Consider the following 26660-nt stretch of genomic DNA (forward strand, 5'->3'; position numbering starts at 1 on the left):
TTACAACTGCCAATTCAATCGCTATCTTGCTGATATTATTATTTTAATAAAGAGGTAAATTATGGATCTGATTATAGGTTTGATTGCCATTGTCTTGGTGGCATATTATATCGTGAAAGGCTATTCAGCGACCGGCGTATTGATGTTCGGTGGCTTGGTATTGTTATTCATTTCAGTGCTGATGGGACATTCGATTTTACCGGAAGGCGTGAAAAGCACCGGTTCCACCTATTTTGATATTTTAGAATATGTGAAATATCTACTCGGTAATCGTGGCGGCGGCTTAGGCTTGATGATTATGGTGTTATGTGGTTTCTCCGTGTACATGACTCATCTTGGCGCGAACGATGTGGTGGTGAAATTGGTGTCAAAACCACTGAAAAATATCCGTTCACCTTATATTTTAATGGTGTTTGCTTACTTTCTTGCATGTTTGATGTCTTTTGCCGTGTCATCTGCAACAGGTTTAGGCGTGTTATTAATGGCGACATTATTCCCTGTGATGGTCAACGTGGGGATTTCTCGTGGGGCTGCGGCAGCAATCTGTGCGTCACCAATTTCCATTATTCTTTCCCCAACATCAGGCGACGTGGTGCTTTCGGCTGAAATTTCCAAAATTCCTTTAGGTGAATTTGCATTTGGCACCGCATTGCCGGTTTCGATTTTTGCGATTTTAGGGATTGCTGTAGCACACTTCTTCTGGCAGCGTTATTTAGATAAAAAAGAAGGTGTGCAAGTAGAACGCATTAATGCAGATGACATTAAAACTACAGCACCAAACTACTACGCGATTTTGCCATTATTACCCATTATTGGCGTGTTGATTTTTGACGGTAAATGGGGTTTACCAAATTTACACATTGTTACCGTGATGGTGCTTTGTTTTATCATTACTGCTACGGTAGATTTTTTACGTAGCTTTAACGCAAAACAAACCTTCGATAATCTCATTGTGGCATATCGCGGTATGGCAGATGCCTTTGCGGGCGTGGTAATGCTTTTAGTGGCGGCTGGCGTATTTGCGCAAAGTTTAAGTACTATCGGCTTTATCACTAATTTAATCGCCTCTGCACAATCATTCGGTGGTTCAGCGTTCTTTATGATGTTAGTGCTTGCGGTGATTACCATTTTAGCCACTATGGCTACAGGTTCTGGTAACGCGGCGTTCTATGCTTTTGCAGAATTAATTCCAAAATTAGCCACTCAAATGGGCGTCAACCCAGCGTTCTTAACCATTCCAATGTTACAAGCTTCTAACTTAGGTCGTGGTTTATCACCGGTTTCTGGTGTGGTTGTAGCGGTATCCGGTATGGGAAAAATCTCACCATTTGAAATCGTAAAACGTATGTCTGTCCCAATGTTGGTTGGTTTTATTTGTGTGATTATCGGCACTGAAATCTTTGTTTCCGTTGCCGCCTAATTTGATAGGTAAAAAAGAAGGGCTGATAGTGAATATCAGCCCTTTTGTTTTGAGTTAAGTGCGGTCAATTTTCTCGCTGTTTTTGATTTTATGCATATGATGATGTTCAAAGGCTTTCACCAAATCTGCGACTTTTTCGCCTTCCGGTAAAACCAAATCTTGTGCGATATCATTAAGCGGCACAATCACGAATTCGCGATTTTTCATATCGTAATGAGGCACGGTTAAGCGTTCATTTTGAATGATTTGATCACCATAAAGCAGAATATCCAAATCCAGTGTACGCTCACCCCAACGACGTAAACGCACGCGACCTTGTTCATTTTCGATACGTTGCAATTCATCGAGCAAAGCTAAAGGTGGGCGAGTGGTTTCGATCATCGCCACCGCATTCACATAATCCGGTTGATCTTGCGGGCCTAATGGTTTGCTTTGATAAAATCCGCTGACCGATTTTAATTCGGTATTAGACAGCGAAGAAATTGCCTCTAATGCGGAATTTAATTGTTCTGTCGGCGTATTTAAATTGCTGCCAAGGGCGATATACACTTGAACCATTAGTTAGCCGCCTTAGGTTTACGTCTGCGGTAATATTTTTTCTTCGGTGCAGGATGCAATTTTTGTTGCTCTTGAACCAATTGGCGACGTTGTTCTTGATTGCTGAGTTGGTACTCATGCCACCATTTTGCGAGTTCAACGGTTTCACCGCCTTCCACTTCAGCACGCATCGCCAATAAATCAAAGGCTGCACGGAATTTTTGATGTTCCATCGTGCGAGCAGGATGAGAACCGGTACGTTTAAGCAGTTGTAATTGCAACATCCAAATATCACGAATGACAGAGGTGTGACGACGAGGCGCTGCTAATGAGCGGCATAATTGATCAAGCACTTCATTGCCAGCAAGGGCATAAGCATCGTGATTGTTTAGACCACCTTCATTTTTCAACACATCCACTTTTTCGCGTAGTGGATACCAGAAGAATGCCGCAAATAAGAAGGCTGGATTAATGCGTAATTTATCGGCAATACGTTCATCCGTTGAATTTAACGACGTTAAAATCATGCGTTCCGCAAGGCTGTCTTCTTTTTCGGTGAAATAAGGCGTTAAGCTTGGGAAAAGCTGTTCAAATAAGCCGTATTGTCGCAGTAATTTATAGGTTTTTACGCCATTGCCAGACTGCAATAATTTTAGGCTTTCATCGAATAAACGCGCCGGTGGAATATTTTTCAGCAATGGCGCAAGCTCACGAATGGGCTGTTCACTTGGTTTTTCCAAGAACATATCCAATTTCGCCATAAAGCGCACAGAGCGTAGCATACGCACAGGATCTTCTTGATAACGGGTAACGGGATCGCCAATCAGACGTAATTTCCCGTTTTTCAGGTCATCAATTCCGTTGAAATAATCACGCAAGGTATTATCTTGCGGATTGTAGTAAAGGGCATTTACGGTAAAGTCACGGCGTTCTGCATCTTGTTCAATGGTGCCATACACGTTATCACGCAGTAACATCCCTTCATCGCTTTGTTTCGCTTGATTTTCGCTGCGCGCATCCGAATGGTTGGCACGGAATGTTGCCACTTCGATTACATCACGTCCAAACATAATATGCGCCAGGCGGAAACGACGACCGACTAAACGGCATTGACGTTGGAATACGGCCTGGATTTGCTCTGGACGAGCGTTTGTTGCCACATCAAAATCTTTTGGATGTTTACCTAATAATAAATCGCGTAAACAGCCTCCAACGATATAAGCCTCATAACCTTGGCGTTGCAATTTTTCTACCACAGTAATGGCATTACGGCTAAACATACGCGGGTTAATGCCGAAATGAGAGGCTTTCACGCTATGTTTGTCATAACGAGGCACTTGAGTGTTGTTTTTTTTATGGTGAGAAGAGGACGGGGCGATCTTGGGTTGTGAACGCTCTGTTTTTGAAACGTTAGATTTTTTGCTTTTTTGCTCCGTTTTTGGAACTAGCGAATTTATATTGGTTTCGGTTTCTTTTTTAGTTTTTTTACCAAATAAATTTTTTATATAAGTAAGAATAATTTACTCCATTCTCTATGTTCAATACGCATTTGATAAAAACACGAAAAGTGCGGTTGTTTTTGACCGCACTTTTTTGTTGGGTTACTTAAATAAATTAACCTGCGACTTGTTTTTCACGAATTTCAGCAAGGGTTTTACAATCGATACAAAGATCAGCAGTAGGACGTGCTTCTAAGCGACGAATGCCAATTTCTTCCCCACAAGAATCGCAATAACCGAAATCATCGGTATCCAATTTTTTCAATGTGTATTCAATCTTTTTCATTAATTTACGTTCACGATCGCGGTTACGTAATTCAAGGCTGAATTCTTCTTCTTGCGTCGCACGGTCAGCCGGATCAGGGAAGTTTGATGCTTCATCTTGCATATGAGCAACTGTTCTTGATGCTTCTTCCACAATTTGCTCATGCCACGCAGTTAAAATTTTTCTGAAATGAAGAATCTGATCTTCATTCATGTATTCTTCATCTTTCTTTGGTTGATAAGGCTTAACACCGGCTAAATCCAGCAAACTTAGAGATGCCTTAGACATTGATAACTCCTAATGTAGTAAAGATTTAAATGACTTCCTGTCTTGTTGTTTTGATTGATTCTTATCAGCTAAAAAATAGCTGACATAAGAACCCTGTTTTTTAAGGGCGATATAAATAGCAGAACTTCACCTATTTAGCAAATAAATTTAGCCTAGAAATTTCAAATTTGCGATCGTGATCGCAAAAAACGGTATGCTCATTTGCTTATCTGTGAGGTTAAGGCTAGTTTGCCTTACTTTCTCGCTATAAATCACACTTAAAATGAAAATCACGCTATTTCAACTGTGCATGATGCTCATTGTCTCAGCCTTATCCTTGCTTGTCGTGCCAGATTTTTTACTGTTTACCTGGCAACGAGCAGGGCTGAGCATTTTATTGTTGGTTATGACCGCATTTTGTTTCCATTGGTTCAATTATTTTAAAGCCAGAAATTTTTTTATGAGCGGTATCTTGTTTTTGATTACTTTAGCTTATGCACATTCACCCGCTTTATCGTTATTGGGACAAGCAGAGAGAATTTCAAGTTTACCGAATAAAATCACGTTAGAACTCCACATCTCAGAAATTTTTCATCAGCAAGATTATCAAACGTTGGTTGCTACGGCCTCTTTATTTGATGGGAAAGAACAACAAATTTTTATTAATTGGAGAGCACCAGAAAAACCACAAGTAGGTGAAATTTGGCGGGCGGATGTAAAGCTTCGTCCTATTTCGGCGAGATTAAACCATGGGGGATTTGATCGACAGCAATGGTATTTTTCCAAAAGAATTATTGCCGTAGGGAATGTGAAAAGTGCGGTCAAAATGAGTGAAGATTTTTCTTATCGCACAGATTTTCTACAGAATAGTCTCAAACAGACGGAAGGGCTTTCTTTACAAGGTTTACTTATCGCATTGGCATTCGGTGAGCGAGCTTGGTTGGATAATAAAACGTGGCTGATTTATCAGCAAACGAATACAGCACATTTGATTGCTATTTCAGGACTCCATATCGGTTTAGCAATGGGGATAGGATTTTTCTTTGCTCGATTTTTGCAATTTGCACTGCCTACACGCGTTATTTCGCCCTGGTTTCCGCTTTGCTTTGGTGTGTTGATTGCTTTAGGTTATGCCTATTTAGCCGGATTTAGTTTACCGACCTTTCGTGCAATGATGGCATTGCTTTTTATTGCAATCCTTCAATGTTCTCGACGATATTACACGCCTTCGCAAATGCTGTGTTTGGTGGTGGCATTTTTGCTTTTTTGTGATCCGCTTATGCCACTTTCGGTTAGCTTTTGGCTTTCAGTTGGTGCTGTTACCTGTTTGATTGTATGGTACCGATATGTTCCCTTATCAATCATTGAATGGCAACATCAAAAATTATCCCGCAAAGTGCGGTGGATTTTAGGATTGTTTCATTTGCAGATTGGTTTGTTGATTTTATTCACACCTATTCAGCTTTTCTTTTTTAATGGCTTGGCATTAAATGGGTTCTTAGCAAATTTAATTGCAGTGCCCTTGTATAGCTTCTTACTTGTACCCTTGATTCTCTTTGCGGTGTTAACGAATGGTGCATTTTCTTCTTGGTATTTTTCAAATGCGATTGCTCAAGGTATTACAGAATGTCTCCGTGTTTTCCAAGGCTCATATGTGCCGATTTCAATTAATTTATCTCTTATTCTGACCGCACTTTTAAGCCTTATTTTTGGCGGAATGTTAAGTAGATTGTATTTTGCATCTCAAGCTCAAACAAAAAATACACCGTTAAAATCGAGTCGCTTTTTCACGTTAAATCATACAAAAATCTTATCGGCAAAAGAGTATAAACAAGCGCTATTGGGCATAATTCTTATTTTTAGTATTTGTATGAGTACGCTAGGATATCGATATTTCACGAAACCCAAATGGCAGCTAGATACCTTAGATGTGGGACAAGGTTTAGCAACCTTAATTGTGAAAGAGGGGAAAGGCGTGTTGTATGACACAGGGCCTGCTTGGCAGAATGGAATAGGGGCATCTTCCATGGCAGAATTGGAAATATTACCTTATCTTCAACGGGAAGGCATTGAGCTTGAAACTTTGATTTTAAGCCATGATGATAACGATCATTCAGGTGGTGCTAAAGCGATTTTAGCCGCATACCGAGACATTGAACTGATTACACCTTCTCGTAAAAACTACGGCGAAACGCACCGCACTTTTTGTCTTCAGGGGAAACAATGGCTGTGGCGAGGACTTGATTTTAAAGTTCTTTCACCAACGCAAATAACAGATAGAGCGGAGAATCCGCAATCTTGCGTAATTTTACTAACAGATGGACAGTACAAGATCCTTTTAACCGGTGATGCGGATGTGGCGACAGAAAGAGCATTTGCTGAAAACATAGGCAAAATTAATGTGTTACAAGTGGGGCATCATGGTAGTAAAACTTCAACAGGCGAGTTTTTATTGGCTCTGACGAAACCTGATCTTGCCTTAATTTCAAGTGGACGATGGAATGCGTGGAATTTTCCTCATCCAACCGTGATTGAACGGTTAAATCGTTATCAAAGTGCGGTCGAAAATACCGCTATTTCAGGTCATATAAGGTTAAATTTTACTGAAAAGGGCATTGAAATTGAAAAGGCGAGAGGAGATTTTTCACCTTGGTTTGCCCGTGTAATTGGATTATCCCCGAAATAACAGGTACAATGCAGCCAATTTTTATTAAGACAATGTGATGTAAGAACAAACTATGCAAGATAAAGATTTCTCAACCACACAAACTTTTAAGCGTTTATGGCCGATGATTTCACCGTTTAAATCAGGCTTATTAGTCGCCGCTTTTGCTTTAATTTTTAATGCTTTAGCAGATTCAGGTTTGATTTATATGCTTAAGCCTTTGCTTGATGATGGTTTCGGAAAAGCCGATCATTCTTTCTTGAAAATGATGGCATTTGTTGTGGTTGGCATGATTATATTGCGTGGGGTGACCAACTTTGTCTCTACTTATTGCCTAGCGTGGGTATCCGGTAAAGTAGTGATGATTATGCGCCGCCGTTTGTTTAAACATTTAATGTTTATGCCAGTGAGCTTTTTTGATCGTAATTCAACAGGAAAATTACTTTCTCGTATTACTTACGACTCAGAAATGATTGCTAACTCTTCATCTAGTTCATTAGTGACGATTGTTCGCGAAGGAGCCTATTTAATTTCGTTGCTTGTTGTGATGTTCTATACCAGTTGGGAATTAACACTTGTGCTTTTTGTGATTGGCCCGATTATTGCAGTACTGATTCGCATGGTATCTAAGATTTTCCGTAAGCTCAGTAAAAATATGCAAGATTCCATGGGGGAATTAACCTCTGCGACGGAACAAATGCTGAAAGGGCATAAGGTAGTGCTTTCTTTTGGTGGGCAATTAGTGGAGGAAGAGCGTTTCGATAAAGTCAGTAACGATATGCGTCGTAAAGGTATGAAGATGGTAACTGCTGATGCAATTTCAGATCCAGTTGTGCAAGTGATTGCTTCTTTGGCGTTGGCAGCAGTGCTTTATTTAGCAACGACACCATTAATTGCTGATGATAATTTAACTGCGGGTTCTTTCACGGTAGTTTTTTCTTCTATGTTAGCGATGATGCGTCCGTTAAAATCCTTGACGAATGTAAACTCACAATTCCAACGAGGCATGGCGGCTTGTCAGACATTGTTTGCGATCTTAGATTTAGAGACTGAAAAAGATAATGGTACGTATAAAGCCGAACCCGCAAAAGGTGATTTAGAATTTAAAAATGTGAGTTTTGCCTATGAGGGTAAAGAAGAGAAAGCCTTAAATAATATCTCTTTCTATGTGCCTGCAGGCAAAACCGTGGCATTAGTGGGGCGTTCAGGTTCGGGTAAATCAACGATTGCCAATTTAGTGACGCGTTTCTACGATATTGATGAAGGTGAGATTTTATTAGATGGCGTGAGAATTCAAGATTATCGTTTATCTAATTTACGCGAAAATTGTTCAGTGGTTTCTCAACAAGTACATTTATTTAACGATACGATTGCCAATAATATTGCTTATGCGGCAGAAGATAAATACACGCGTGAAGAAATTATCGAAGCGGCGAAAGCAGCTTATGCACTTGAATTTATCGAGAAACTTCCACAAGGTTTTGATACCGTTATTGGTGAGAATGGCGCAAGTCTTTCTGGTGGTCAGCGTCAGCGTTTAGCCATTGCTCGTGCGTTATTACGTAATTCACCGGTTTTAATTTTAGATGAAGCGACGTCTGCTCTTGATACCGAATCTGAACGTGCGATTCAGTCTGCATTAGAAGAGCTGAAGAAAGATCGTACAGTATTGGTTATCGCGCATCGTTTATCAACCATTGAAAATGCCGATGAAATCTTAGTCATTGAACATGGTGAAATTAAAGAACGTGGTACACATCAAGATTTATTAGCGCTTGATGGTGCGTATAAACAATTACACAGTATGCAGTTTAGCGGATAAAATAATAAGGGCGAACCAATGTGTTCGCCCAAAATCAATATAGGATAAATGAAATGCCTTTTTGGTACTCTAATTCAAAGCTAGCTTGGTTACTCCTTCCTTTTTCACTGCTATTTTGGTTGATTAGCCAAATTCGCCGAGCATTATTTTCCCTGAATATCTTATCCTCTTATAAATCTCCGAAACCGGTCATTATTGTCGGCAATCTTTCTGTGGGTGGAAATGGTAAAACGCCTGTCGTTGTGTGGCTAGTTGAAGAGTTACAAAAACAAGGATTACGTGTAGGCGTGATTTCTCGTGGCTATGGTAGCCAATCTAAAACCTATCCTTTACTTGTCACACCGGAAACAGACCCCGTTCAAGGGGGCGATGAACCTGTTTTAATTGCCAAAAGAACAGGTGTACCCGTGGTGATTTCACCGAATCGTCAACAAGCGATTGAATTACTTTTGAACACACAGGATTGCGATCTGATTATTTCGGATGATGGATTACAACATTATAAGTTGCAACGTGACATTGAAATTGTGGTGATGGATGCAGAGCGAGCTTTAGGGAACGGCTTTGTTTTGCCTGCAGGACCTTTGCGTGAATTGCCAAGTCGTTTAAAAAATGTGGACTTTGTGATTACCAATGGAGGAAAAAATGCTTATTCAGATGCGGTTATGACGCTCGTTCCTCATTATGCGATTAATTTAGTGACAGCTGAAAAACGCTTGTTAAGTGAATTTTCCCAAGGTTCAGCTATCGCGGGAATTGGTAACCCACAACGTTTTTTTACAATGTTGGAAAATTTAAATATTCGTTTAGAAAATACGAAAGCTTTTCAAGATCATCAACATTTCGAGCCGCAATTATTAGAAAAACTCGCTGAAAACCAACCGCTCTTTATGACCGAAAAGGATGCCGTAAAATGCCAAGCTTTTGCTAAAGAGAATTGGTGGTATGTTCCAGTTGATGCGGAGATTGTTGAGGCTGAAAACCAAGGCCAAAAACTTCCACAATTGTGGGAAAAAATCCGTCATTTAGTTTAACTCTATTCGAGTGAAATATGTGTGAGAAACTTAATCCTCGATTATTAGAAGTGATTGCTTGCCCGCGATGTTTGGCAAGATTGAAATACGATCAAGAAAATCAACGGCTCATTTGCCCTTTTGAGCAAGTGGCGTATCCTATTGAAAATGGCGTGCCGGTTTTGTTGGCAGAAAAAGCCGAAAGATTGAAAGAATAAGGAATGATTATGTCATTTACAGTTATTATCCCTGCTCGTTTTGCATCGAGCCGCTTACCAGGTAAACCTTTAGCTGATATTGCCGGTAAACCCATGATTCAACATGTTTTTGAGAAAGCTCAACAATCAGGCGCGAGCCGAGTCATTATTGCCACAGATAACGAACAAGTTGAAAAGGCAGCAAAAGCTTTTGGAGCAGAAGTTTGTATGACATCAGAAGCACATAATTCTGGTACTGAGCGTTTAGCGGAAGTGGTCAGTAAGCTTAGTATTGCTGATGATGAAATTATTGTAAACATCCAAGGGGATGAGCCGCTAATTCCACCTGTTATTGTGAGTCAAGTGGCAGAGAATTTAGCGAAGTTTAACGTGAATATGGCGACACTTGCGGTAAAAATTCACGAAGCGGAAGAGTTATTTAACCCAAATGCTGTGAAAGTTGTTACGGATAAAGATGGCTACGTTTTATATTTTTCCCGTTCAGTGATTCCTTACGATCGTGATCAATTTATGCAATTAGCGGATACTTCAAAGGCGCAACTGGCTGATGCATATCTCCGTCATATTGGTATTTATGCTTATCGTGCAGGCTTTATTAAACAATATGTGCAATGGGCACCAACGCAGTTAGAAAACTTAGAGAAATTAGAGCAACTCCGTGTATTGTGGTACGGTGAGCGTATTCATGTGGAATTGGCGAAAGAAGTTCCAGCTGTTGGTGTGGATACAGCAGAAGATTTAGAAAAAGTGCGGTTAATTTTGGCATAGTTTTTACTGATGTTTGATTCTAAAAAGTTTCTCTCTGACGTTTCTCATGAGCCTGGTGTTTATCGTATGTATGACGATAAAGATCAGGTTATTTATGTAGGCAAAGCGAAAGATCTTAAAAAGCGACTTTCCAGCTATTTTCGCAAAAACTTAAGCAGCAAAAAAACAGAAGCCTTGGTGTCGTCAATTCATCATATTGATACGACGATTACCTCTTCTGAAACCGAAGCGTTATTGCTTGAGCATAATTTCATTAAGCTTTATCAACCTCGTTATAATGTATTATTGCGAGATGATAAATCCTATCCTTTTATTTTACTGACGAAAGAACGTCATCCTCGTATTACTTCTTATCGCGGAACGAAAAAAATTGCAGGTGAGTATTTCGGGCCTTATCCTCATGCGGGGGCTGTGCGTGAAACCTTATCCTTAATGCAAAAACTATTCCCTGTTCGTCAATGTGAAAATTCGGTTTATAACAATCGTTCCCGCCCTTGTTTGCAATATCAAATCGGGCGTTGCTCAGCACCTTGTGTGCCAGGCTATGTGACTGATGAAGAATATAATCAGCAAGTCGAATTAGCACGACTATTTTTACAAGGAAAAGATCAGCAAGTATTAGATTATCTCATCGGCAAAATGGAGCAGGCGAGCCGTGATTTAGATTTTGAAGGTGCGGCACGTTATCGTGACCAAATTCAAGCGGTTCGTGCGGTTATCGAAAAACAATTTGTTTCCAATGAGCGTTTGGACGATATGGATATTATGTCCATTGCGTATCAGCACGGTTTAGCTTGTGTTCAAGTGATGTTTATTCGTCAAGGTAAAGTATTGGGCAATCGCAGTTATTTTCCGAAAGTACCTGCTAATACTGATTTGTCCGAATTAACGGCGACGTTTGTTGGGCAGTTTTATTTGCAAGGTCATCAGGGAAGAAGTATCCCTAATAGTATTATTGTGGATCATAAACTAGATGAAAAAGCCGAGCTTGAAGCTTTATTAACTGAACAAGCTGGTCGAAAAGTGGTAATACAAGAATCTGCTAAAGGCGATAAAGGTAAATATCTACAACTTGCACAAATTAATGCCAAAGCGGCTTTAGCGACTCAACTTAAACAATCTTCCCGAATGTACGAACGTTATCAAGCGCTTTGTGAATTGCTCGATATGCCTGAAATTAAACGTATGGAATGTTTTGATATTAGTCATACGATGGGGAATCAAACCGTGGCATCTTGCGTGGTATTTAATCAAGAAGGCCCACTGAAATCAGATTATCGCCGTTTTAATATTGAAGGTATTACGGGTGGTGATGATTATGCAGCGATGGAGCAAGCTTTAAAGAAACGTTACGACCGCGATCTTGATGAAGATAAAATTCCCGATATTATTTTTATTGATGGTGGTAAAGGGCAGCTTAATCGTGCCTTAGAGGTTTTTCATCACCTCAACGTAAAATGGGATAAAAATCGACCGCACTTAATTGGTGTGGCAAAAGGTGTAGATCGTCGAGCGGGACAAGAAGTGTTGATTATCAGCAAACAAGATCGTGAGATTCATTTGCCGGATGATAGCCTTGCACTACATTTAATCCAACATATTCGAGATGAAAGCCATAATCATGCGATTAACGGTCATCGTCAAAAACGCCAAAAAGCCTTTACCCAAAGTGGATTGGAAACTATTGAAGGGGTAGGCGCTAAACGACGTCAAGCCTTGTTGAAATATTTAGGTGGATTGCAAGGTGTCAAAAATGCCACATTGGATGAAATCGCCTCTGTACCCGGTATTTCTAAAGCCTTAGCCGAAAAGATTTTCGAGACCTTAAAAAGTTAGGAAAAATCTTGATTTTCTACACGAACTGTCTATTATTTCAACCTTTCGGATTTTATATAGGAACATATTATGTTTGAATGGCTTGTTGATCCTGAAGCATGGATTTCATTGCTCACATTGACCGCACTTGAAATCGTCTTGGGTATCGATAACATTATTTTTATTAGTATTTTAGTGGGACGTTTACCTGCGAATCAACGTCAATCTGGCCGTATTATCGGTCTTGGATTAGCGATGATTACTCGTATTTTACTTCTTGTTTCCCTTTCTTGGATGATGAAATTAACGGAACCACTATTCACTTTAGTTGGTCAGGAAATTTCAGGCCGTGATTTGATTTTATTCCTTGGTGGCTTATTCCTGATTGTAAAAAGTGTAGGTGAAATCAAAGAAGCGATGCATCCTGAATCACATCATGAAGAAGAGAATAATAAGAAGAAAGTCAGTTATTTGGGTGTATTAATCCAAATTGCGATTTTAGATATTGTGTTTTCTTTAGACTCAGTGATTACTGCGGTAGGGATGGCAAACCACCTTCCAGTGATGATTTTGGCAATTATGATTGCAGTAGGTGTGATGATGTTTGCAGCGAAACCAATTGGTAATTTTGTTGATACCCATCCGACATTGAAGATTTTAGCCTTAGCATTCTTAATTTTAGTTGGAGTAAGTTTAATTGCTGAAAGTTTGGATATTCATATTCCAAAAGGCTACATTTACTTTGCAATGGGCTTCTCAACAGTAGTTGAAATGCTCAACATCAAAATGCGAAAATCACTTGGTCATTAAATCATATAAAAAGGCGGAACAATGTGTTCCGCCTTTTTTTAGTCATTATAGAATACCCCTTTCCCATACAAATACATGGTGACTTGTTCGTCAGTATGGTATTCGTTGATGAGATCTTCATTGATATTCAATTCATAACCGCAAACATCAATACAAATATTGATAGCTCGTCCTCTTGATTCAATTCGCTTAATCTCACCTTTAAAAGAAGCGGTCGGGTCTTGGATTTTTTTCGCAAGAGAGAATTGCTCAGGGCGGAATAACACTTTCCCTTGCGTATGGCCATTTCCTTTATTTTCGATGGCAATTTCACCTAATTGACAGGTCGCGATGCTATCGTTTTTTAATGTTGCAGGAAGAATAATGCTGTCCCCAATAAATTTAGCAATAGACAAATACTGAGGTGACCAATAGAGCGTTTTAGGTGTCGCAATTTGGAGAATTTTCCCTTCTTGAATCACTGCGATTTTGTCAGCATGACATAGTGCTTCATCGCGATCATGGGTTACAAATACGGCAGAGGAACCACTTTCTCTTAATACTTGTAACATATCGTAACGAATTTGATTTCTTAGATGTTCATCTAACGCACTAAATGGCTCATCAAACAGGATTAACTCAGGGCTTGGTGCAAGTGCTCGAGCAAGTGCAACACGTTGCTGTTGACCACCAGAAAGCTGATGAGGGAAACGGTCCGCTAAGCTGCTAATACCCGTGAGTTTCATCACTTCTTCGATGCGTTGTTTTTCCTCTTCCGTTTTCCCTTTGCCATCGCCTAAGCCATAAGCAATATTGCGGTAAACATTTAAATGAGGAAATAGCACGCCTTCTTGTACCACATAGCCTAATTTGCGTTGCTGGGTCGGCACATTGAGATTTTCTTTAAAAATAGGTTGATTCTTTAACCAAATCTCACCGCTTGTTGGTTGTTCAAAACCAGCAATACTACGCAATAAGGTGGTTTTTCCACAACCAGATGCGCCAAGAAGAAATAGAATTTCACCTTTCTCTAATTGCAGAGAGATATTGTGCAGAACCTGGTGTCCGTTAAAGGATTTATTCAAATTTTTAATGTCGAGTAATGTTGTCATTTTTATCTTCTCGTTATTTAAAACCGTATCGTTTCAGTAAAAATACAGGAATCCCTGAAAATAGCACTAACATAATGGCATAAGGCGTTGCAGCCGCATATTGTGCATCAGAGGTGTATTCCCACACCGCAGTTGAAAGCGTTTTAATGTCATTAGGGGTCAGTAATAAGGTTGCGGTGAGCTCTTTCATTAAGTTTAAAAATACTAAAGCAAAGGCAGCCGCAATCCCCGGTAACATAGCTGGAATGACTAAGGTACGGAAAATATAAAAGTTGCTACGGCCTAAGCTTTGCCCTACCTTTTCAATGTTACTAGACATTTGTTCAAGCGAGCTACGCAAGGTCGTTTGCGCCATTGGAAGATAAAGCATAAAGTAGGCAACGATAACCATGGCAAAGGTTTGATAAAGGGAATAGGCATAGTTGATGGTAAAGAAGACCAATGATAATGCGATAACAAGCCCTGGCACAGCGTGAAGTAGATAAGGGATTCGATCAAGCCAAATCGTCAATTTACTGCGATAGCGTACCGCAGCCCATACCAATGGTAGTGCACAAATAACGGTAAGTGTTGCACCCAGTGTTGATATAGTCAGTGAATTTGTGAAGGCGGTAAAAAATTCCCCAAAATCGACCGCACCTTCAATGGAACTTCCCACGGTTAGCCAATAAATCAGCATAGTAATCGGCACACCAATACTGAGCACAAAAATGGTCGTGAAAAAGCTTACGACTAAAATTTGTTTTCCTGCTGAGAGGGTTTTCAATGGATACGGACGTATTACGCCTTTGCCGCTTTGATAGAGTGTTTGTGTGCCTCTAAAACGAATTTCCCCCATCACCACAAGGATACAGATCACCATTAACACACCAGAAAGTAAGGCGGCGGTGTTGTTATTAAAGGCCATTTCATATTCTTGGAAAATTGCCGTAGTGAAGGTTTGGTAATTTAAAATAGACACGGCGCCAAAGTCTACCAACATATGAAGCGCAATTAATAATACGCTGCTACCGATGGCGGGTTTGAGTTGTGGAAAAATCGCATGCCAAAATGTGTAAGCATGGCTTTTAGCTAATGAAAGGCTCACTTCTTCTAAAGAGCGGTCGAGTCTTTTTAAGGTCGCCGCGACAGGGAGATAAGCAAGCGGGAAAGAACTCAGCGTCATAATGCCGATGGTTCCCCAGAAGCCTTCCACTCTGAAGGTAAGACTGATCCACGTAAAACAACTGACAAAAGCCGGAATACAAAGAGGGAGCGTCATGGCTACTTGGAAAAAGCCTTTTCCCCAAAAGCGATAACGTTCTAATAAAAACGCACATAGTGTGCCGAGAATAATGGCAAAAAGTGTGACAAATACCATTAAAAGTAGGGTATTACTGAGCAATTCCCACATTCTTGGGCGCCAAAGTAATTCAATGCTGCGAGCCAATCCGACATCTGCAGCACGCTCAATAACATATAAAAAAGGGAGTAATAATGGCAAACTAATCAGCACGATTAAGGCTATAAGCCAGCGAGGTGGGCGATTAGACACAGAAAAATCCTTTGAAAATATTAGTGTAGAGTAAATAACAGAAGGGCGTGTATTACACGCCCTATATTGCATAGCAAATTAAACTTATTTCAAACCAGCTTCTTCAATAAGTTTATTGGCGTTGTCTTTGTCTTCAGCAGTGGTTGCCGAAACAACAGGCGCTTCTAATTTTGCATAAGGTTCCATGTTAAATGGAGAAACCACATCGGTACGAAGTGGGTATTCTGCACGTACTGAAACAAACGCTTGTTGTCCTTCTTTACTTGCTAAGAAATCAACGAATTTTTTCGCTTCTTCTTTATTTTTAGAACCTTTTAATACCGCTGCACCAGAATAGGTCACTAATGCACCTGGATCTTGATGACGAATGAAGTAAAGACGTGTTTTGAGGTTATCAGCACCTTTTTCTTTTGCAAGTGTATACCAGTAATAGTTGTTGATTAACGCTGCGGGTACTTCACCATTTTCAACCGCTTGAAGAGCAACGCTGTTTTTCGCATAAAGTTTACCGTTTTCTTTTAAGCCTTTTAACCATTTAAGAGCGGCATCTTTACCCTTTAATTTGGTAATCGCAACAACTTGCTCTAAGAATGCGCCTGAAGTTGGAACGTAACCAATTTTATCTTTCCATTTTGGTGTTGCATAATCTAACACGGATTTTTCCATGTCTTTTTCAGATAATTTAGTGTGATCGTAAACCACAACACGAGAACGACCGCTTAATGCGACCCAGTCTTTTTTCGGTGCAAGAGGAACGCCCTTGTGTGCAGTTTGTTTAATAGTATCTGCAGAAAGCGGTTCTAATAAGCCTGCATCAGACAGGGCAGCGAAAGGTGCAGTTTGTTCAGAAAAGAATACGTCAGCAGGGGTTTTATCACCCTCTTCTTTTAATTGACCTGCAAGTTGATCACTTTTAGCACTGTTTAAGGTCACTTTAATGCCCGTTGCTTTTGTAAATGCATCAGCAACAGCTTGAGAACCTTCTTTGTGCTGTCCATTGTAAACAGTAATATCTGCAGAAGCGAATCCTGCAAACGCCATTAAGCCGGTTAGTGCGGCAATTTGGAAGTGCTTAATTTTCATGAAAACTCCTTTATGTTATCGGGCAAATCGCCCATTTTCTGAAAATAAAATTCGTCCCATTCTAATATATTTAAAAGATATAATGCAAATGATTCTCAGATGTTTTTCTCTTATATCAAAATTTCATATCCCATTCTATTTTTTTACTTCGTCCTATGTTGATTTTTCTCCATAATGTCTAGTAGAAATTTCTAATAAGGACGGATATGAATATTCAGCAAATCATTAAACAACATCATTTAGAGCTCTTATTCCAGCAAGGGTCGTTTGGGATTGAAAAGGAAAGTCAACGGGTATATGCAGATGGTTCAATAGTGACATCATTGCACCCTAAAGCCTTTGGTAATCGTCGTTTCCACCCTTACATTCAAACAGATTTTGCAGAAAGTCAGTTGGAATTGGTGACTCCCCCTATGAAAAAGTTAGAGGATACATTACGTTGGCTTTCAGCCATTCATGAAGTGACTTTGCGAACTTTACCGGAGGATGAATTTATTTTTCCTTTTAGTATGCCTGCAGGGCTACCACCAGAAGAGCAAATTAAGGTTGCACAATTAGATAATCAGGAAGATGTGGCTTATCGTGAGCATTTAGTCCAGTCTTACGGTAAATATAAGCAAATGGTCAGTGGTATTCATTACAATTTTCAAATTGACCCTAAGTTTATTGATGCTTTATTTCATGCGCAAAATGAAACACAAAGTGCGGTTGATTTTCAAAATGATTTTTACCTAAAAATAACCAAAAACTTCTTACGCTATCAATGGATTCTGCTTTATCTGTTTTCTGCGACACCGACGGTAGAGGATAAATATTTCAGAGGCAATTCCCCCCTTAAATCGCATCAATATGTTCGCAGTTTACGTTCAGGGAAATATGGTTATGTGAATGATCCGAAGATCCACGTTTCTTATGACAGTTTGCAAGAGTATGTTGAGACGTTAGAACACTGGGTGAAATCGGGTGATTTGATTGCGGAAAAAGAGTTTTACTCAAGCGTACGTTTGCGTGGCGCTAAAAAAGCGCGCGATTTACTTGAAAAAGGAATTCAATATTTAGAATTTCGTTTGTTTGATCTCAATCCGTTTGCACCTTATGGAATGGAACTTGCAGATGCGAAATTCATTCATTATTTTATTTTGTTAATGGCATGGCTTGACGATACCGCTGATCAAGAGGGCATAAAATTAGGAAAAACACGTCTTTCTGAAGTGGCATGGGAAGACCCAAGACAGCAAAGTGTTTATGCCGTAGAAGGCGAATTAGTCCTCCTTGAAATGCTCAAAATGCTTGAGCAACTTAATGTAAGTGATGAGATTAAAACGATTGTTAAAGACAAATTAGGACAATTTGCGGATCCAAGCCAAACGCTTTGTGCAAAAGTGGTTTCGGCAATTGAACAGGTCGGCAGTTACCAACAATTAGGGGTCGATATTGCGCAATCTAATAAAGCAAAAGCCTTTGAACGTTTTTATGCATTAACTGCGTTTGATAATATGGAACTGTCCACACAAGCGTTATTGTTTGATGCAATCCAAAAAGGGCTAAAGATTGAGATTTTAGATGAACGCGATCAATTTATCAGTCTTCAATTTGGCGATCATTTGGAATATGTGAAAAACGGTAATATGACTTCTCACGATAGCTATATTTCTCCACTCATTATGGAAAATAAAGTGGTGACGAAGAAAGTGTTAGCGAAAGCAGGATTTAATGTACCGCAAAGCATCGAGTTTACCGATGTGAAAAGTGCGGTCGAAAATTTCCCACTTTTTGAGAATCGAGCTGTCGTGATTAAGCCAAAATCAACGAATTTTGGTTTAGGGATCAGTATTTTCCAGCAAGGTGTAACGGATCGAGATGATTTTGCAAAAGCAGTAGAAATTGCTTTCCGTGAAGATAAAGAGATCATGGTTGAAGATTATCTACAAGGCACTGAATATCGTTTCTTTGTGTTGGGTGATCAAACGTTAGCCGTCTTATTACGTGTACCAGCGAATGTGATTGGAGATGGTGTACATACAGTCGCCGAATTAGTTGCGGCTAAAAATGATCATCCTTTACGGGGCGATGGCAGTCGTACACCATTGAAAAAAATAGCATTGGGGGATATTGAGCAGTTGCAGCTTAAGGAGCAAGGATTAACCGTGAATTCTATTCCTGCAAAAGATCAACTTGTTCAATTACGTGCGAATTCTAATATTAGTACAGGCGGTGATTCTATTGATATGACGGATGAAATGCATGCCAGTTACAAAGAAATTGCGGTGGGGATTAGCAAGGCAATGGGGGCGGCAGTGTGTGGCGTGGATTTGATTATTCCTGATTTGAAACAGCCGGCAGAACCGAGTTTACATTCGTGGGGTGTGATTGAGGCAAACTTTAATCCTATGATGATGATGCATATTTTCCCATTTAGTGGACAATCTCGACGATTGACAATGAATGTGATTAAGATGCTTTTCCCAGAATTGCCTTAATTTGGTTATCGGGCTTCATCAGTTGGTGAAGCCCGTTTTACATTCATCGTAATTAGGCTAAAATGGAGACAGTATTCACAATTCTTAAATGAAATTTAATGACAACGTTTACCTTAGAACCTCAAGAAAATGATCGTCTGCAATCCCTTTGCGGCGCATTTGATGAAAATATCAAACTGATAGAAAAAGAATTTAACCTCAATATTTCCCGCAATAATTTCACTTTTACCGCGAAATCAAATGATGAAAATCCCAAATCTCACCATGAACAATTAATTGAGCGTTCGGTTAAATTAATCCAAACATTATATGTGGAGACCGCACCAATTAAAGGGAAAGTGAAAGAACTTGATTTAGAAGATGTGCATATTGCCTTGCAAGAGAGCAGAATGTTATCTCAAGCGGGAAGTGAGTCACGTAGTGAAAATCACGTTTATAGCACCACAATTAAAACTAAACGTGGTTTGATTAAACCGCGTGGTGAAAATCAGATTCAATATTTACACAATATTCTTACGCACGATATTAGTTTTGGGATTGGACCTGCTGGCACAGGGAAAACCTTTTTAGCCGTAGCAGCGGCAGTTGAAGCATTAGAACGCCAAGAAATTCGTCGTATTTTACTGACTCGTCCTGCGGTGGAAGCGGGCGAAAAATTAGGTTTCCTGCCGGGTGATTTAGGCCAAAAAATTGAACCTTATTTGCGACCACTTTATGATGCGTTATTTGAAATGCTTGGCTTTGAACGCGTACAAAAATTGATGGAGCGTAATGTGATTGAAATCGCACCATTGGCTTATATGCGTGGGCGAACACTTAATGACAGCTTTATTATTTTAGATGAAAGCCAAAATACGACGGTCGAACAAATGAAAATGTTTTTGACCCGTATTGGTTTTAATTCTAAAGCCGTGATTACAGGGGATGTGACTCAAATCGATTTACCGCGCAGCACAAAATCGGGTTTACGCCACGCTATGGAAGTGTTAAGTAAAGTGTCAGAACTAAGCTTTAACTATTTTGAGAGTAAAGATATTGTACGACATCCTGTGGTGGCAAAAGTGGTGCAAGCTTACGAAGAATGGGAAGCCCAAGATGAAATTCGCCGTCAAGAAATCTCAGCGCAGCGTCGAGCTGAACGTGAGCAAAAAGTGCGGTCAGAAAATGAAACGTATTTAGGAGAATAGCATGGGCAATATGATTATTGATTTGCAACTGGCTTGTGAAAATACAGAAGGCTTGCCATCAGGAGCGCAAATTCAGCAATGGGCAACCGCCGCAGTGCAACCAGAAAGTGATAATGTTGAAATGACAGTACGCATTGTGGATGAAGCAGAAAGTCATGACTTGAATTTGACTTATCGTGGAAAAGATCGTCCAACCAATGTGTTGTCTTTCCCTTTTGAATGTCCTGACGAAGTGGAATTACCGCTGTTGGGTGATTTGGTAATTTGTCGCCAGGTAGTAGAACGCGAAGCTACCGAGCAAGAAAAGCCTTTAATGGCGCATTGGGCGCATATGATAGTGCATGGTAGCTTACATTTACTTGGTTACGATCACATTGAAGATGATGAAGCAGAAGAAATGGAAAGTTTAGAAACTGAAATTATGCAGAGTTTAGGTTTTGCAGATCCTTACCTTTCCGAAAAATAATGACGATTTGGAGCAATTATGTATAAAGCCGTATTCAGCGATTTTGATGGTACCTTATTAACTTCGGATCATCGAATTTCGCCTAAAACCTTAGATGCACTTCAACGCATTACCAAACAAGGTATTCCATTTACACCAATCTCTGCTCGTTCACCGCTGGGTATTTGGCCTTATGCAAAACTCATTGAAAATTACAACATCATTGTGGCATTCAGTGGTGCCTTGATTTTAGATAAAAACTCTACACCTATTTATTCGGTACAAATTGATCCAGCTGACATCCAAGCCATTAACAAAGTATTAGCAGATCATCCTGCACTAGGTGTTAATTATTATACTTATGATGATTGTGTCGCTCGTGATTTGGATAATAAATGGGTAATTTACGAACGTAGCGTAACAGGCATTCAGATTGATCCTTATGATGAAAGTGCGGTCTATTCCCCGCATAAAATTCAAATCATTGGTGAAACAGATGAAGTTATTGGTATTGAGCAAATCTTGAAAGAGAAATTCCCGCATTTAAGTATTTGCCGTTCTCATGCGAATTTCCTTGAAGTGATGCATAAATCGGCGACAAAAGGTAATGCGGTACGTTTTCTTGAAGATTATTTTCATGTGAAGATGGAAGAATGTGTCGCTTTCGGCGATAACTTTAACGATTTAGATATGCTAGAAAGCGTGGGATTAGGCGTTGCAATGGGCAATGCGCCGGATGAGATTAAACAGGCCGCCAATCGAGTCACTGCTTCGCATAATGATGATGGGATTGCATTGATATTGAATGAGATTTTCCCTGAATAAATAAAAAGGCGCTTTTTATGAAAAAGCGCCTTATTCATTATAGTGTGGCTAACGCAGCTTCATAATTTGGCTCATCTTTAATTTCAGACACCAATTCACTATGTAACACATTATTGTTTTCATCTAAGACAATCACTGAACGAGCAGTCAAGCCCGCGATTGGACCAGTTGTGATGTTTACCCCTAAGTTTTCATGGACTTCTTTATGACGGAAAGTAGAAAGCGTTTCTACGTTCTCAATACCTTCCGCACCGCAGAATCGTGCTTGTGCAAAAGGTAAATCAGCTGAAATGCAAAGTACCACAGCATTTTTTAAATTAGCTGCTTGTTGATTGAATTTGCGAACAGAAGTTGCACATACATCTGTATCAATACTTGGGAAAATATTTAAAACTTTGCGTTTTCCTGCATAAGTATCAAGCGTGACGTCAGCGAGTTCTTTATTGGTGAGCGTAAGTGCAGTCACTTTCTCTCCTTTTTGGGGAAAGTTGCCGCTTACTTCAATGGGATTACCCATCATTGTTACTTGAGTCATAAAAGCTCCTATTTTTCATTTCCTAAATTAAGCACTTTTTTAAGTGCAGTAAAAAATTTGTCATTTTCTCGTGGTAAGCCAATACTGATACGTAAGTGATTTGGCATGCCATAACCAGCAATAGGACGAACAATGACGCCTTCACGTAATAATGTATCATAAATTGGTGCGGCCGGTTGTTTAAAATCAATGGTAATAAAGTTACCTTTAGATGGAATAAAGTCTAAACCATATTGTTGACAGAAGGCCTCATAACGTTTCATTTCTTGGTGATTGTTCTCAGCCACTTTTTCGACAAAGGCATCATCGCTCATCACCGCAATCGCACTGGTCAAAGCAAGACTATTACAGTTAAATGGCTGACGAACACGATTTAATAAATCTGCAATTTCAGGATTAGAGACCGCGTAGCCAATACGTAAACCCGCAAGTCCATAAGCTTTCGATAGTGAGCGTGAAACGATAAGATTCGGGTATTTTTCCAGTAATGTAAAAGAATTAACGCGTTCGCTTGGATGAGTAAATTCGGTATAAGCCTCATCTAATACCACAATCACATTTTCAGGCACTTTGGCTAAGAAGGCATCCAATTCTGCTTCCGTTAAGAAATTCCCCGTTGGATTGTTTGGATTGGCAATAAAAATCAGCTTGGTTTTATCTGAAAGTGCGGTCAAAAATCCGTTTAAATCATGACCCCAATTCTTAGCTGGAATTTCTTTTGCGACGGCATTAATGGCTTTGGTCACTAAAGGGTAAACAATAAAAGCATATTGTGAATAAATCACTTCATCATGCTCACCCGCAAAGGTATGAGCAAAGAGCTCTAATAAATCGTTAGAACCATTGCCAAGGGTGATTTGGTTTGGTTGCACACCAAATTTTTTTGCAATAGTCGCTTTAAGTTCAAAACCATTCGCATCAGGATAACGAGTTAAATGATCAAGTTGGGCTTGAATGGCTTTTTTCGCACTTTCAGGAAAACCGAAAGGGTTTTCATTTGAGGCAAGTTTAACGATATTAGTAATGCCTAATTCGCGTTCGAGTTCTTCGATTGGTTTCCCCGCTTGATAAGGCGAAAGAGATTTTACGCCTTGATTGGCGACGTTGATGTATTGCATATGCTTTCCTTATAAAGACGAGCGGGCCTTTCAGCCCGCACGTTGAGTTTAGTTAATCAGATAATTAGCTGTTTTCAGCTTCAAATTTTTTCATGAATTCAATGAGCGTTTGTACGCCTTCTAATGGCATCGCGTTATAGATAGAGGCGCGCATACCACCTAATACTTTGTGACCTTTTAAAGCTTGAAGACCGGCAGCTGTAGATTCTGCAACAAATTTAGCATCAAGCTCTGGATTACCTGTTACGAATGTTACATTCATGGTTGAACGGTTTTCTTTAGCCACTATGTTACGATAGAGTTTACTGCTATCAATGTAGTCATAAAGGGTTTGTGCTTTCACGGCATTACGTTTTGCAATTTCTTTTAAGCCGCCAATTGCTTGAATGTGTTTGAAAACCAATGAACAGAGATACCACGCAAAGGTTGGTGGGGTATTGATCATGGAATCAGCATCACGCTGTGTTGCATAATTCCAAATTGATGGGGTTGCTTGGCGAGCATGACCAATTAAATCATCGCGAATAATCACAAGTGTAATCCCTGCTGGGCCAAGATTTTTTTGTGCACCCGCGTAAATGACACCAAATTTGCTAATATCAATTTCGCGAGAGAGCACATTAGATGACATATCGGCTACAAGTACCGCATTACCCACATTCGGTACATCAAAAATTTCCACACCGCTGATGGTTTCATTTGGGCAATAGTGAATGTAATCGTATTGTTCCGCAATATCACTGAAATCAAGGTTGGTAATGCGTGTATGCTCACCATTTTCCACAATGGTAATTTCATCAATTTCAGCAAAGTTACGCGCTTCTTTCGCAGCGGTTGCAGACCAGTGACCGCTATTTAAGTAAAGTGCTTTGCCTTTCTCTCCAATTAAGTTCATCGGTAATGCTGCAAATTGACCACGTGCGCCACCTTGTAGGAATAACACGCGATAATTATCTGGAATGTTATACACTTCACGCAGATCTTTTTCGGCTTGAGCTATCAATTCCATAAAATATTTGCCACGGTGGCTGACTTCCATCACAGACACACCTTGACCAAGCCAGTTAGTTAGCTCAGCTTGTGCTTTGTGTAGTACCTCAGGGAAAATCATGGCCGGACCAGCACTAAAATTAAAGACTTTTGACATTGTGTTTCCTTATTTTATTTTGAATAGATTCTTCATTTTTACCACTACCGAATAGGATAATCAACTAAATCAAACAGTTTTTTGATCTAATCCATCAATTTAAATTTAAGCTTTTGACGGGGACGAAAAAAAAGGCTACATTACCTGAAGTTTGTTTTTAACTTTGAGAGAGTCGATCATGGGAAATGTAAATAAATCCTTCCAAGAAGTATTAGAGTATGTGCGTTTATATCGTTTAAAAAATAAACTTAAGCGTGACATTGAAGACAACAACCGTAAAATTCGTGATAACCAAAAACGTGTCTTATTATTAGATAACTTAAATCAATATATCCGTGACGATATGAGCATTGAAGATGTTCGTGCGATTATCGAAAATATGCGTGATGACTATGAAAGTCGTGTAGATGACTATAATATTCGTAATGCGGATCTTTCTACTCAACGTCGAGAAGTGAGCGCGAAAATGAAAGAGCAGAAAAAAGCGCACGCGAAATTAGTAAAAGATACAAATAAAATTACATTATAAAATCCTAAAAGAAATGACCGCACTTTATCGAAGTGCGGTCATTTTTTATGGCATTTTTAGGATGAGCTATAAATGATTAAACATCATAGGTGCCCATTATCACAGCTTGATCCAAAATATGCCCTTGCATCGCAAAATGCAGATCATTAAAACGGAATCCTGGTTTGAGGTTTAGTTTAGTATCGAGCGCATACACAATAAGCTCGTAACGATGTAAACAGTTTGGTGGTGCCATACCGCCATAGAATGAGGCTTCTTCAATATCAAATTGACCTAATTTACTCGCCCAAGTGTTTGCACCTTGCACATAATCTGTTGCGGTTTGGCTTTCATTTTCTTGAATAACTGTACGTTCAAGATCTGCAATAAGCCAATGAATCCACACAAAGCCACTTGCAGTAATTGCGTCTTTATCTTCTAAGACAACTGCAAAGGATTTAGTGCCTTGAGGTGCATCATGAATTTCAAACGGGATAGAGTAGGTTGGCATACCATTTGGGCTAAATTGTGTGCCGCGTTTACCATATTTATCTTCAAAGGCACCATTTTGAATGGCTGAACTGGTTACAAACATTGTTTTCTCCTTAATTTCTCACGGAATACACTTTAAATTTGGTGGTTTGAGCAAGGACTTCAAATTTCCCGAAATGTTGTGCTAATAAATCGGGATAGGGAAGAAATGCATTAGCAACGATACGCAGTTCTCCACCTGCCGTTAAATGCCATTTTGCTTGTTGAATAAGTTCTTTCACCGCACGATAAGCGGTATCAACTCCATCGTGGAAAGGCGGGTTTGAAATGATTAGATCAAATTTTCCCTCAATGTGGGAAAACACATCGCTTGCGATAACCTGACCTTCAAGTTGATTTTCAGCAAGCGTTTGGCGAGCGGATTGAATTGCCATTGCATGAATATCAGTCATTGTGACATCCGCTTTAGGGTGATGTTTTTTGATCATGGAACCAATGACACCCGCACCGCAACCAACATCTAATACTTTGCCTTGAATTGGCGATGTTAGGGTGGAAAGTAGAAGTGATGTTCCGCTATCAAGTTCATTGGCACTGAATACACCCGGCAAGCTGTAAATACGGAGATCGCCTAATGCATCATTTTGGTAGCATTTCCAATAAGATTGAAGATCGAAGAGCGGTTGTTTTTGTAAGGAAAAATGGTATAAACCGCAACGACGCGCTGAATCGATTTTGCCAATTTCACCATAAGGTTCAAGCAGTTTTTCAGCAGAGCGGACACCACAACGATTTTCACCGATAATCAACACTTCTTGACCAATTTTACTTTTGGCGAGTAGTTGCATCAGCTGAAAATTCACTTCTTGTTTATTCTTCGTCCAATAATAAATAATCAAATCTGCTTGTGGCTGAAATTCAACCTCAAAATTGACCGCACTTTGGGTTTTGGCATAATCAAAATACCAACTCCAAACCTGCACGGATTGGCAATGTTTTTGCAATGTTTGAGAAAAATCATCATTAATGCCGCCGGCAAGAAGAATTGATTTATCGCTAAAAAGGGGAAGATGGCGTTGTAAAACTTCGCTTTCGAGAGAAATCACGCTTTAAATC

24 protein-coding genes are annotated in these 26660 nt (G+C 39.7%); 13 read left to right on the forward strand and 11 right to left on the reverse strand.

The features are described from left to right. Positions 1–61 precede the first annotated feature (61 nt). Complete coding sequence (gene dcuC / locus O3746_RS05520) at positions 62–1420, forward strand: anaerobic C4-dicarboxylate transporter DcuC (protein WP_197560333.1); 1359 nt, start codon at positions 62–64, stop codon at positions 1418–1420. A gap of 54 nt (positions 1421–1474) precedes the next feature. Here the strand turns inward: dcuC and folK are convergent, their stop codons facing one another. The 3 genes from folK to dksA form a co-directional block, all read right to left on the reverse strand. Continuing rightward, positions 1475–1978 carry a 2-amino-4-hydroxy-6-hydroxymethyldihydropteridine diphosphokinase gene (folK, locus tag O3746_RS05525; protein WP_197560334.1) on the reverse strand — a complete coding sequence of 168 codons (504 nt, stop codon included), beginning with the start codon at positions 1976–1978 and terminating at the stop codon, positions 1475–1477. Next, complete coding sequence (gene pcnB, locus O3746_RS05530; protein ID WP_371448077.1) at positions 1978–3336, reverse strand: polynucleotide adenylyltransferase PcnB; 1359 nt, start codon at positions 3334–3336, stop codon at positions 1978–1980. The genes folK and pcnB overlap by 1 nt, the downstream gene beginning before the upstream one ends. Positions 3337–3571: 235 nt before the next feature. Further along, the gene (gene dksA, locus O3746_RS05535; RefSeq protein WP_049384440.1) at positions 3572–4009 is read right to left on the reverse strand and encodes an RNA polymerase-binding protein DksA; all 438 of its coding nucleotides are present in this window, start codon (positions 4007–4009) and stop codon (positions 3572–3574) included. Between the two features lie 262 nt (positions 4010–4271). Between dksA and O3746_RS05540 the strand changes: the two genes are divergently transcribed. The 7 genes from O3746_RS05540 to O3746_RS05570 all read left to right on the forward strand — a co-directional run bounded on the left by O3746_RS05540 (position 4272) and on the right by O3746_RS05570 (position 13099). Continuing rightward, a complete protein-coding gene (locus tag O3746_RS05540; RefSeq protein ID WP_371448026.1) occupies positions 4272–6674 on the forward strand; it encodes a DNA internalization-related competence protein ComEC/Rec2 in 2403 nt (800 codons plus the stop codon). Positions 6675–6726: 52 nt separating this feature from the next. Beyond that, positions 6727–8475, forward strand: coding sequence for a lipid A ABC transporter ATP-binding protein/permease MsbA (msbA, locus tag O3746_RS05545; RefSeq protein WP_049370156.1), 1749 nt, complete (start codon positions 6727–6729; stop codon positions 8473–8475). 53 nt (positions 8476–8528) lie between these two features. Further along, positions 8529–9509 carry a tetraacyldisaccharide 4'-kinase gene (lpxK, locus tag O3746_RS05550; RefSeq protein ID WP_111326846.1) on the forward strand — a complete coding sequence of 327 codons (981 nt, stop codon included), beginning with the start codon at positions 8529–8531 and terminating at the stop codon, positions 9507–9509. Between the two features lie 17 nt (positions 9510–9526). Next, the gene (locus O3746_RS05555; RefSeq protein ID WP_111326848.1) at positions 9527–9706 is read left to right on the forward strand and encodes a Trm112 family protein; all 180 of its coding nucleotides are present in this window, start codon (positions 9527–9529) and stop codon (positions 9704–9706) included. 9 nt (positions 9707–9715) lie between these two features. Further along, entirely contained in the window at positions 9716–10474 is a 759-nt protein-coding gene (gene kdsB, locus O3746_RS05560) for a 3-deoxy-manno-octulosonate cytidylyltransferase (RefSeq protein ID WP_197546511.1), read from the forward strand. A gap of 9 nt (positions 10475–10483) precedes the next feature. Beyond that, positions 10484–12310, forward strand: a complete 1827-nt coding sequence (uvrC, locus tag O3746_RS05565; protein ID WP_049365378.1) for an excinuclease ABC subunit UvrC — start codon at positions 10484–10486, stop codon at positions 12308–12310. Positions 12311–12379: 69 nt separating this feature from the next. Further along, entirely contained in the window at positions 12380–13099 is a 720-nt protein-coding gene (locus tag O3746_RS05570) for a TerC family protein (protein ID WP_371448030.1), read from the forward strand. Positions 13100–13137: 38 nt separating this feature from the next. Here O3746_RS05570 and O3746_RS05575 read toward each other — a convergent pair whose 3' ends face one another. The 3 genes from O3746_RS05575 to O3746_RS05585 form a co-directional block, all read right to left on the reverse strand. After that, a complete protein-coding gene (locus O3746_RS05575; RefSeq protein WP_049370160.1) occupies positions 13138–14190 on the reverse strand; it encodes an ABC transporter ATP-binding protein in 1053 nt (350 codons plus the stop codon). Between the two features lie 13 nt (positions 14191–14203). Then, entirely contained in the window at positions 14204–15724 is a 1521-nt protein-coding gene (locus O3746_RS05580; protein ID WP_049355934.1) for an iron ABC transporter permease, read from the reverse strand. A gap of 84 nt (positions 15725–15808) precedes the next feature. Further along, complete coding sequence (locus O3746_RS05585) at positions 15809–16807, reverse strand: iron ABC transporter substrate-binding protein (RefSeq protein ID WP_070775792.1); 999 nt, start codon at positions 16805–16807, stop codon at positions 15809–15811. Positions 16808–17013: 206 nt separating this feature from the next. Between O3746_RS05585 and gshAB the strand changes: the two genes are divergently transcribed. The 4 genes from gshAB (at position 17014) to O3746_RS05605 (ending at position 21744) form a co-directional block, all read left to right on the forward strand. Next, positions 17014–19287, forward strand: a complete 2274-nt coding sequence (gene gshAB / locus O3746_RS05590) for a bifunctional glutamate--cysteine ligase GshA/glutathione synthetase GshB (RefSeq protein WP_371448034.1) — start codon at positions 17014–17016, stop codon at positions 19285–19287. A 98-nt stretch (positions 19288–19385) separates the two neighbouring features. Beyond that, positions 19386–20474, forward strand: a complete 1089-nt coding sequence (locus tag O3746_RS05595; protein WP_371448036.1) for a PhoH family protein — start codon at positions 19386–19388, stop codon at positions 20472–20474. A 1-nt stretch (position 20475) separates the two neighbouring features. Next, positions 20476–20940, forward strand: a complete 465-nt coding sequence (ybeY, locus tag O3746_RS05600) for an rRNA maturation RNase YbeY (protein ID WP_295649262.1) — start codon at positions 20476–20478, stop codon at positions 20938–20940. Positions 20941–20958: 18 nt separating this feature from the next. After that, positions 20959–21744 carry a Cof-type HAD-IIB family hydrolase gene (locus O3746_RS05605; protein WP_049366850.1) on the forward strand — a complete coding sequence of 262 codons (786 nt, stop codon included), beginning with the start codon at positions 20959–20961 and terminating at the stop codon, positions 21742–21744. 37 nt (positions 21745–21781) lie between these two features. Here O3746_RS05605 and tpx read toward each other — a convergent pair whose 3' ends face one another. The 3 genes from tpx to serC form a co-directional block, all read right to left on the reverse strand. Then, entirely contained in the window at positions 21782–22279 is a 498-nt protein-coding gene (tpx, locus tag O3746_RS05610) for a thiol peroxidase (RefSeq protein ID WP_049366849.1), read from the reverse strand. 8 nt (positions 22280–22287) lie between these two features. Next, complete coding sequence (gene hisC, locus O3746_RS05615) at positions 22288–23397, reverse strand: histidinol-phosphate transaminase (protein ID WP_302129563.1); 1110 nt, start codon at positions 23395–23397, stop codon at positions 22288–22290. Between the two features lie 64 nt (positions 23398–23461). Beyond that, complete coding sequence (gene serC, locus O3746_RS05620) at positions 23462–24544, reverse strand: 3-phosphoserine/phosphohydroxythreonine transaminase (RefSeq protein ID WP_371448040.1); 1083 nt, start codon at positions 24542–24544, stop codon at positions 23462–23464. A 178-nt stretch (positions 24545–24722) separates the two neighbouring features. Between serC and O3746_RS05625 the strand changes: the two genes are divergently transcribed. After that, positions 24723–25073, forward strand: a complete 351-nt coding sequence (locus O3746_RS05625; RefSeq protein WP_302129565.1) for a DUF496 family protein — start codon at positions 24723–24725, stop codon at positions 25071–25073. Between the two features lie 76 nt (positions 25074–25149). On the opposite strand, the gene O3746_RS05630 is transcribed toward O3746_RS05625, so the two are convergent. Both O3746_RS05630 and rsmC read right to left on the reverse strand, forming a co-directional pair. Further along, entirely contained in the window at positions 25150–25647 is a 498-nt protein-coding gene (locus tag O3746_RS05630; protein ID WP_128787515.1) for a YbhB/YbcL family Raf kinase inhibitor-like protein, read from the reverse strand. A gap of 10 nt (positions 25648–25657) precedes the next feature. Continuing rightward, complete coding sequence (gene rsmC, locus O3746_RS05635) at positions 25658–26650, reverse strand: 16S rRNA (guanine(1207)-N(2))-methyltransferase RsmC (protein WP_302129566.1); 993 nt, start codon at positions 26648–26650, stop codon at positions 25658–25660. Between the last annotated feature and the right edge of the window lie 10 nt (positions 26651–26660).

This window comes from Haemophilus sp. 27098_8_127 (assembly GCF_041433495.1).
In the GTDB taxonomy this organism is placed as follows: domain Bacteria; phylum Pseudomonadota; class Gammaproteobacteria; order Enterobacterales; family Pasteurellaceae; genus Haemophilus_D.

What these genes read in the sequence shown, in the direction of transcription:
- O3746_RS05595 (WP_371448036.1), top strand. Translation starts at nt 19,386, where the DNA reads ATGACAACGTTTACCTTAGAACCTCAAGAAAATGATCGTCTGCAATCC.
- msbA (WP_049370156.1), top strand. Translation starts at nt 6,727, where the DNA reads ATGCAAGATAAAGATTTCTCAACCACACAAACTTTTAAGCGTTTATGG.
- gshAB (WP_371448034.1), top strand. Translation starts at nt 17,014, where the DNA reads ATGAATATTCAGCAAATCATTAAACAACATCATTTAGAGCTCTTATTC.
- lpxK (WP_111326846.1), top strand. Translation starts at nt 8,529, where the DNA reads ATGCCTTTTTGGTACTCTAATTCAAAGCTAGCTTGGTTACTCCTTCCT.
- ybeY (WP_295649262.1), top strand. Translation starts at nt 20,476, where the DNA reads ATGGGCAATATGATTATTGATTTGCAACTGGCTTGTGAAAATACAGAA.
- tpx (WP_049366849.1), bottom strand. Translation starts at nt 22,279, where the DNA reads ATGACTCAAGTAACAATGATGGGTAATCCCATTGAAGTAAGCGGCAAC.
- folK (WP_197560334.1), bottom strand. Translation starts at nt 1,978, where the DNA reads ATGGTTCAAGTGTATATCGCCCTTGGCAGCAATTTAAATACGCCGACA.
- O3746_RS05540 (WP_371448026.1), top strand. Translation starts at nt 4,272, where the DNA reads ATGAAAATCACGCTATTTCAACTGTGCATGATGCTCATTGTCTCAGCC.
- kdsB (WP_197546511.1), top strand. Translation starts at nt 9,716, where the DNA reads ATGTCATTTACAGTTATTATCCCTGCTCGTTTTGCATCGAGCCGCTTA.
- uvrC (WP_049365378.1), top strand. Translation starts at nt 10,484, where the DNA reads ATGTTTGATTCTAAAAAGTTTCTCTCTGACGTTTCTCATGAGCCTGGT.
- O3746_RS05575 (WP_049370160.1), bottom strand. Translation starts at nt 14,190, where the DNA reads ATGACAACATTACTCGACATTAAAAATTTGAATAAATCCTTTAACGGA.
- O3746_RS05630 (WP_128787515.1), bottom strand. Translation starts at nt 25,647, where the DNA reads ATGTTTGTAACCAGTTCAGCCATTCAAAATGGTGCCTTTGAAGATAAA.
- O3746_RS05585 (WP_070775792.1), bottom strand. Translation starts at nt 16,807, where the DNA reads ATGAAAATTAAGCACTTCCAAATTGCCGCACTAACCGGCTTAATGGCG.
- O3746_RS05605 (WP_049366850.1), top strand. Translation starts at nt 20,959, where the DNA reads ATGTATAAAGCCGTATTCAGCGATTTTGATGGTACCTTATTAACTTCG.
- dksA (WP_049384440.1), bottom strand. Translation starts at nt 4,009, where the DNA reads ATGTCTAAGGCATCTCTAAGTTTGCTGGATTTAGCCGGTGTTAAGCCT.
- O3746_RS05625 (WP_302129565.1), top strand. Translation starts at nt 24,723, where the DNA reads ATGGGAAATGTAAATAAATCCTTCCAAGAAGTATTAGAGTATGTGCGT.
- hisC (WP_302129563.1), bottom strand. Translation starts at nt 23,397, where the DNA reads ATGCAATACATCAACGTCGCCAATCAAGGCGTAAAATCTCTTTCGCCT.
- O3746_RS05570 (WP_371448030.1), top strand. Translation starts at nt 12,380, where the DNA reads ATGTTTGAATGGCTTGTTGATCCTGAAGCATGGATTTCATTGCTCACA.
- O3746_RS05555 (WP_111326848.1), top strand. Translation starts at nt 9,527, where the DNA reads ATGTGTGAGAAACTTAATCCTCGATTATTAGAAGTGATTGCTTGCCCG.
- serC (WP_371448040.1), bottom strand. Translation starts at nt 24,544, where the DNA reads ATGTCAAAAGTCTTTAATTTTAGTGCTGGTCCGGCCATGATTTTCCCT.
- dcuC (WP_197560333.1), top strand. Translation starts at nt 62, where the DNA reads ATGGATCTGATTATAGGTTTGATTGCCATTGTCTTGGTGGCATATTAT.